Below are 6,160 nucleotides of genomic sequence, written 5' to 3' on the forward strand. Positions count from 1 at the left end.
TTACGGCGCTTGTGTTCCGTCAAGTGGACCGCGTAATCGTTCTTCGCGAGCAGGCTCGCTCCCACAGGTCATGCGCAAAAAATCTTGTGGGAGCGAGCCTGCTCGCGAAAGCGATCTACCAGACACCAAAGATCTCAGATCTGCCACACCTTGGCATTCACAAAAAACGCCCGCGCATTATCCTCCAGACTCTCCAGGTGATACCCGCCCTCCTGCACAATCAGACACGGCACCCCCAGGCTGCGAATCCGCTCGCCCAGCCGCGCAAACCCTTCACGGGTCACCGCCACTTTGCTCTGCGGATCCAGCTCGAAAATATCGAACCCCAGGGACAGCACCAACACCTCGGCGCCGAAGTCTTTCACCGCCGCCAACGCTACGTCCAATTGACCCAGGAAGTCCGCCTCACTGGCGCCATGCGCCATCGGCAAGTTGAGGTTGAAGCCCTCGCCCTTCCCGACACCCCGCTCATCAGCGAACCCGGCAACCCCCGGATAGAAGTTGGTCGGATCGCCATGCACGGAGACGTAGAGCACGTCATCGCGGTCGTAGAAAATCTCCTGAATCCCCTGACCGTGGTGCATGTCGGTGTCGAGCACCGCGACGCGCTCAAATCCGGCACGCAATACCTGCGCGGCCACCGCAGCATTGTTCACATAGCAGAAGCCCCCGGCCGCTTCGGCCCGGGCGTGGTGACCCGGCGGGCGACATAAAGCGTAAGCGGCCGGCTCACCATCGAGTAACGCCTGAGCCCCGGCGATCGCACTTTGTGCCGACCAATAGGCCGAACGCCAGGTCTGCTCACCTACCGGGCAACTGCCGTCCGCGAGATAGCGGGCGGCTTGGGCGAGAATCCCGCGCAGGGCATTAGGTTCGCGGACGAAGATGTTCGACATCACCTCGTCACCCCAATCCTCGGGAATCTCTTTCCAGCGCTGATGCGCTTCCTGCAGAAACGTCAGGTACGGCGCGCCGTGGACCGCCAGCAGCGGATCGAGCCCGGCATCGGTCGGTTGCTCGACTTTAAAGCCCAGCGAGTGCGACGCCTGGACCAACCGCTGGACCCGCTCCGGCACTTCCTGTGGTGTGCGCATCTGCCCACGGGAGTAGTAGCTGCGTGGATGGTGAAGCAATTGTTCGGGGTGGAAAAACTACGCATGGGTTAATACCTGTCAGTGTGGGAGCGGGCTTGCGTTTTATTCGACTTTACCGGCGCGGGATAGCACGGCGTTGAGCAAGACATCGGTGCCCTGACGCACGTCTTCCGGCAACACGTCCTCGGCTTCGTTATGGCTCAAGCCGCCGAGGCAAGGAATGAATACCATGGCCGTCGGGCAGTACCGCGCCAGATGAATTGCATCATGCCCGGCGCCGCTGACAATCGATTGCTGAGCGTAGCCCAGCGCGTCCACCGCCTGCTGCACGGCCGCCACACAATCGGCATCGAACGGTGTTGCCGGGCTGATCCAGTGAGGCGTAATCGTCAGGTTCAAGCCTCGGCTATCGGCAATCGTCTGAAGCCGCTCGCGGACTTGCTGCTCCATGGCCTCAATCGCTTCCTCGCGGTGATGACGCAGGTCGACGGTGAAATTCACCAAGCCCGGTATGGTGTTGCGCGACGATTTGTTGATGCTCAACTCGCCTACGGTGGTCAGGCCTTCGGGGCGAAATCGGTGGCCAGACTTTCGATGGCCTGGATCATCCTCGCTACGCCATACAGGGCGTCTTTGCGCAGCGGCATCGGGGTCGGTGCCGGCGCGGCGGGCGAACAGGTTGCCGATGGCATCCACGCTCAGGGTCATGCCGGCTTCGCGGCACCAGTGGGAAAACAATTCGCGGCCAGCCTTGTCTTCATCGCTCAGGGCCAGGCGGCAGCTGCCGCCACGTGCGGTGGCGCCGATTTCGGCCATGTCCATCAGACTCGCCCAGAGGCGTTCACCATTAATGTTCAACATGAGTTACTCCTGGGAATACGTTAATTAAGCGTTGGCCATTTCGAGGCGTTCAGCGCTGGCATGGCGACGGGCAAGGGACAGGACACAGATCAGCGAAGTCGCGGCAATCAGGCTGTAGAACACCGCCATCGGCCACCATTGGCCGGCGAATTTGTGCGCCAGCAAGGTGCCGGTCAGCGGCGTCAGGCCACCGGCCACGGCGCCACAAAACGATGCGCAGCAGAATCAGCAGCACCGGCGTCGGAGGGGAAGAACAGCGCGCCGAATACCAGCGCGGCGGCGGTGGCATAAATGTAAAAGTCGTACCATTCGATCATGGTGCCGATAAAGGCTGCGGCTGCCGCACGGCGCGGCGCGGCTGAGGAGAAGTTGGGGGCTTCAAAATCGAGTTTGAAGTCGAGGTGATGGGTAGCTCGAATATCATCAGTTCACTGCTGCAAAAGACGGCGACCATTGGCGTCGGCCTGTGCCGTTTACCGCAGCCGCGGCTGGAGCAACGGGTGCTGTTTCGTGAGACTTATGCGTACTTTTGTGGGCAGCGTCATCGGTTGTTTGGGCAAGAGAATCTGACTCTGGAACAGCTCGCGACGGAGAACTTTGTCAGCTTCACCAGCGATCAACTGGAGGGCAATCTTTCGCCCCTGGCATTGTTCCGCGACCAGCAAGGCTTTACCGGCAAGATCGTCGCTTCATCGACGAGTTTCGAAGAGATTTATCGCTTGATTTGCGCAGGGTTCGGCATTGGCTGTCTGCCGACGCACCTGGTGCGTAGGGATGTCGAGCAGGGTTTGCTCTGGCGCTTGCCGCCGGAAGATGGGGTGGTGGATTTCGATATCCAGCTGCTGTGGAATCGCGAGCAGAAGATGAGTCAGGCCGAAACCGTGTTCCTCGAAAGCTTCCAGCACATGCTCAGTATTCGTGAGCCTGTGCTGTAAAGCCTTGATCGCTTAGACGTGAGGATCTCCCGGTGCTTTGCTGGGTGTGGCGTATTGCGGCTTCACGTGACCGTCCTGATCGAGTAGCCAGGCATCCATGATCTGTCGCACCACGGGACCTGCGACGCGACCGCCGGCCTCGCCGTTTTCGATCATCACCGAGATGACAATCTTCGGATGTTCGGCCGGGGCAAAGCCGACGAACAGGGCGTTGTCGCGGTTACGCTCCAGGGTTTTCGCCCGGTTGTAACGTTCGCCCTGCTTGATCGCCACCACTTGCGCGGTACCACTCTTGCCGGCGATGCGGTACTGAGCCCCCGCCGCTGCCGCCCGTGCAATCCCGCGAGCGTCGTGCATCACCATTTGCATGCCGTGGTTAACCTGCTCCCAGTCACGCGGGTCTTTCAACAGGATGTTTGGCATTGGATGCTCATCCACTGGCGCAACACCGTCCACGGTTTTGGCCAGGTGCGGGCGATTCCAGACACCTTTGTTGGCGATCAGTGCAGTGGCCTGGGCGAGCTGCAATGGTGTGACCTGCATGTAACCCTGGCCGATGCCGAGGATCACGGTCTCACCCGGGAACCATGCCTGACGGCGCGTGGCACGCTTCCAGGCTTGCGATGGCATCAGGCCGGCAGACTCTTCGAACATGTCCAGCGAGACTTTCTCACCGAGGCCGAACATAGCCATGTAGTCATGCAGTCGGTCGATGCCCAGCTTGTGGGCCAGGTCGTAGAAATAGGTGTCGTTGGAGCGCATGATCGCCGCGTCCATGTCCACCCAGCCATCGCCGCTGTGGTTCCAGTTGCGGTATTTGTGATCGAAGTCCGGGAGTTGGTAATAACCGGGGTCGAAGACGCGGGTCTGCGGGGTAACGACGCCGGCGTCGAGGCCGGCAATGGCCACTTCCGGCTTGATGGTCGAACCCGGTGCATAGAGACCGCGTAGTACGCGATTGAACAATGGCCGGTCGATGGAGTCGTGCAGCGCTGCGTATTCCTTGAAGCTGATTCCGGTGACGAACAGGTTCGGGTCGAAACTCGGCTTGCTGACCATCGCGAGTACTTCGCCGGTCGACGGATCGAGTGCGACCACCGAACCGCGACGATCACCCAAGGCTTCCTCGGCGGCTTCCTGAAGTTTGACGTCGAGGCTCAGTACGATGTTTTTGCCTGGGATCGGATCGGTGTGCTTGAGCACTCGCAGGACCCGGCCTTGAGCGTTGGTTTCGACCTCTTCGTAACCCACTTGGCCGTGCAACTGCGACTCGTAGAATTTTTCGATGCCAGTCTTGCCGATGGATTGAGTGCCACGGTATTCCACCGTGTCCAGGGCTTTGGACTCTTTCTCGTTGATGCGACCGACGTAGCCGATCGAATGCGCAAAGTGCACGCCCATCGGGTAGTGGCGAACGAATTGTGGCTCTACGTCGATCCCCGGCAGACGGAACTCGTTGACCGCCAACACGGCGATCTGTTCTTCGTTGAGCTCGTAGAACAAGGTGACCGGCACGAACGGATGCCGGGTCTGCTTCATTGCCTTGTCGAACAACGCGCGATCTTCGGTCGGTAAATGCAGGAGGTTGACCACCTCATCCAGTTCCTCTTTGACATCGGAGGCGCGTTCGCGGGTGATGGTCAGGTTGAAGCTGGGCCGGTTATCCGCCAGAACTACGCCGTTGCGGTCATAGATCAATCCGCGCGTGGGGGTGATCGGCAGGACGTGGACTCGGTTGTTTTCGGAGATCGTCGAGTGATAGTCAAATTCGACCACCTGCAGGACATACATGCGCACTACCAGCGCGCAGGTAATGGCAACAACGAACAGGGCACAAGCCATCAGTCTTTTGTTGACCAGGCGCGTCTCTTTTTCGTGGTCCTTGATCGGTATCGGTTGGGGCATTTCTGCAGCAGCTCTTTGACTGTAAAGGGGGGTGCCGATCCGTAGGCTTGAAATCAGTCCGTTAAAAAACGAGCTGCACCATACCAAAAACCGGACGGTCACTTTAGTGCGATTTCCTCTAACGGTTGTCCTTGAAGACTAAAACGACGTTCGGTTTCTTTATGACTCGTGCGTTTTTCTCAAGATTGATATTCCCATTCATGCATTTTTCTTGAAGGAGGGCCTGTAGATACTGGGTGCATGTCATTCCGTTTTGTGTTTTTGGAGTCTTTCATGCATCCACAATTTCAACATTTACTTGGCTCGACTGGATTTTCCATTGGGTTGGAACTGCCGCTGGATAATGATTGGTCCAGCGATGGGCAGCGGCTGCGAATTGCCGAGGAGCGGCCGTTTGGTGTTCCGGACCTGAAGCAGCACGCCGTTATGGCACGCCTCGCAGACAAGGCTGGTTTCCACGCTCTGTGGGTACGCGATGTGCCGGTTATGATCCCAATTTTGGTGATGCGGCACAGGTGTTCGAAACCTTTTCCTACCTTGGCTACCTGGCAGGGATCACCGACAACATCATGCTGGGTACGGCGGCGGTTGTATTACCGCTACGTCAACCTTGGTTAACGCTCAAGGCAGCCAACAGTGTTGATGAACTGAGTGATGGACGTCTGCTACTGGGTGTGGCCAGCGGCGACCGACCTATGGAGTATCCATTATTTGGTGTGGACTACGATCAGCGGGGAGAGATCTTTCGCGAGACGGTTGAGTTGTTGCGCAGCCAAGGTGAAGGCCGCCTGCCCGAAGGTGCTCGTCTGTTACCGGAGCGAGATCAGCCAGTGCCATTACTGGTTGCAGGCCTTGGTCAGCAATCCCCTGCGTGGATTGGCAAACGCATGGACGGCTGGCTCGCCTACCCCGGTACTCCGGATGAGCATCGGCGCCGAGAGGGACTGTGGCGGGAGGTCGGTGGCGATAAACCCTACATCAGCTTCGTTCACCTGGATCTGGCGGCTAATCCTCATGCACCGATGCGACGTGTACGTTTTGGCGGCAGCTGCGGGAGGCTGGCATTGATTGATGAGCTTCAGGCTTTGCGTGAAGCCGGTGTGCAGCACGTTGGCTTGCATCTGCGTCGTAGCGAGCGACCGGTTGCCGAGGTTATTGAAGAGATCGCTGAATACGTTCTGCCGAAGTTTCACTAACGATGCTACTGGAACCTGGGATAGCCGATGGACTATCCCTTTTTCGCCATGCCACTTTCCTGCGGGCAAAACAAAACCCCTACCTGCATACGCAGATAGGGGTTTCGGAATTTAATCTTGACGATGACCTACTCTCACATGGGGAAACCCCACACTACCATCGGCGATG

General features: G+C 58.6%; 3 protein-coding genes and 4 pseudogenes. 2 read left to right on the plus strand and 5 right to left on the minus strand.

The features are described from left to right. Positions 1-134: 134 nt before the first annotated feature. From WLY71_RS05215 to WLY71_RS31270, 4 genes and pseudogenes are all read right to left on the minus strand, one after another. Positions 135-1,133, minus strand: coding sequence for a histone deacetylase family protein (locus tag WLY71_RS05215; protein ID WP_347802757.1), 999 nt, complete (start codon positions 1,131-1,133; stop codon positions 135-137). A 63-nt stretch (positions 1,134-1,196) separates the two neighbouring features. Beyond that, positions 1,197-1,955, minus strand: a pseudogene (locus WLY71_RS05220) (M20/M25/M40 family metallo-hydrolase). 24 nt (positions 1,956-1,979) lie between these two features. Next, positions 1,980-2,162 (minus strand): annotated as a pseudogene (locus WLY71_RS05225) (MFS transporter); the annotation flags it as partial. A gap of 32 nt (positions 2,163-2,194) precedes the next feature. Beyond that, positions 2,195-2,272 (minus strand): annotated as a pseudogene (locus tag WLY71_RS31270) (hypothetical protein); the annotation flags it as partial. A 63-nt stretch (positions 2,273-2,335) separates the two neighbouring features. Here WLY71_RS31270 and WLY71_RS05235 point away from each other — a divergent pair. Further along, positions 2,336-2,890: pseudogene (locus WLY71_RS05235) on the plus strand (substrate-binding domain-containing protein); the annotation flags it as partial. 12 nt (positions 2,891-2,902) lie between these two features. On the opposite strand, the gene mrdA reads toward WLY71_RS05235, so the two are convergent. Then, positions 2,903-4,795 carry a penicillin-binding protein 2 gene (mrdA, locus tag WLY71_RS05240; protein WP_347802759.1) on the minus strand — a complete coding sequence of 631 codons (1,893 nt, stop codon included), beginning with the start codon at positions 4,793-4,795 and terminating at the stop codon, positions 2,903-2,905. A 515-nt stretch (positions 4,796-5,310) separates the two neighbouring features. Between mrdA and WLY71_RS05245 the strand changes: the two genes are divergently transcribed. After that, positions 5,311-5,991 carry an LLM class flavin-dependent oxidoreductase gene (locus WLY71_RS05245; protein WP_347802760.1) on the plus strand — a complete coding sequence of 227 codons (681 nt, stop codon included), beginning with the start codon at positions 5,311-5,313 and terminating at the stop codon, positions 5,989-5,991. The last annotated feature ends 169 nt before the right edge of the window (positions 5,992-6,160 follow it).

This window comes from Pseudomonas rossensis (genome assembly GCF_039888995.1).
GTDB classification, from domain to species: Bacteria; Pseudomonadota; Gammaproteobacteria; order Pseudomonadales; family Pseudomonadaceae; genus Aquipseudomonas; species Aquipseudomonas rossensis.

Coding starts and splice junctions, on each gene's coding strand:
- mrdA (WP_347802759.1), bottom strand. CDS start 4,795: ATGCCCCAACCGATACCGATCAAGGACCACGAAAAAGAGACGCGCCTG.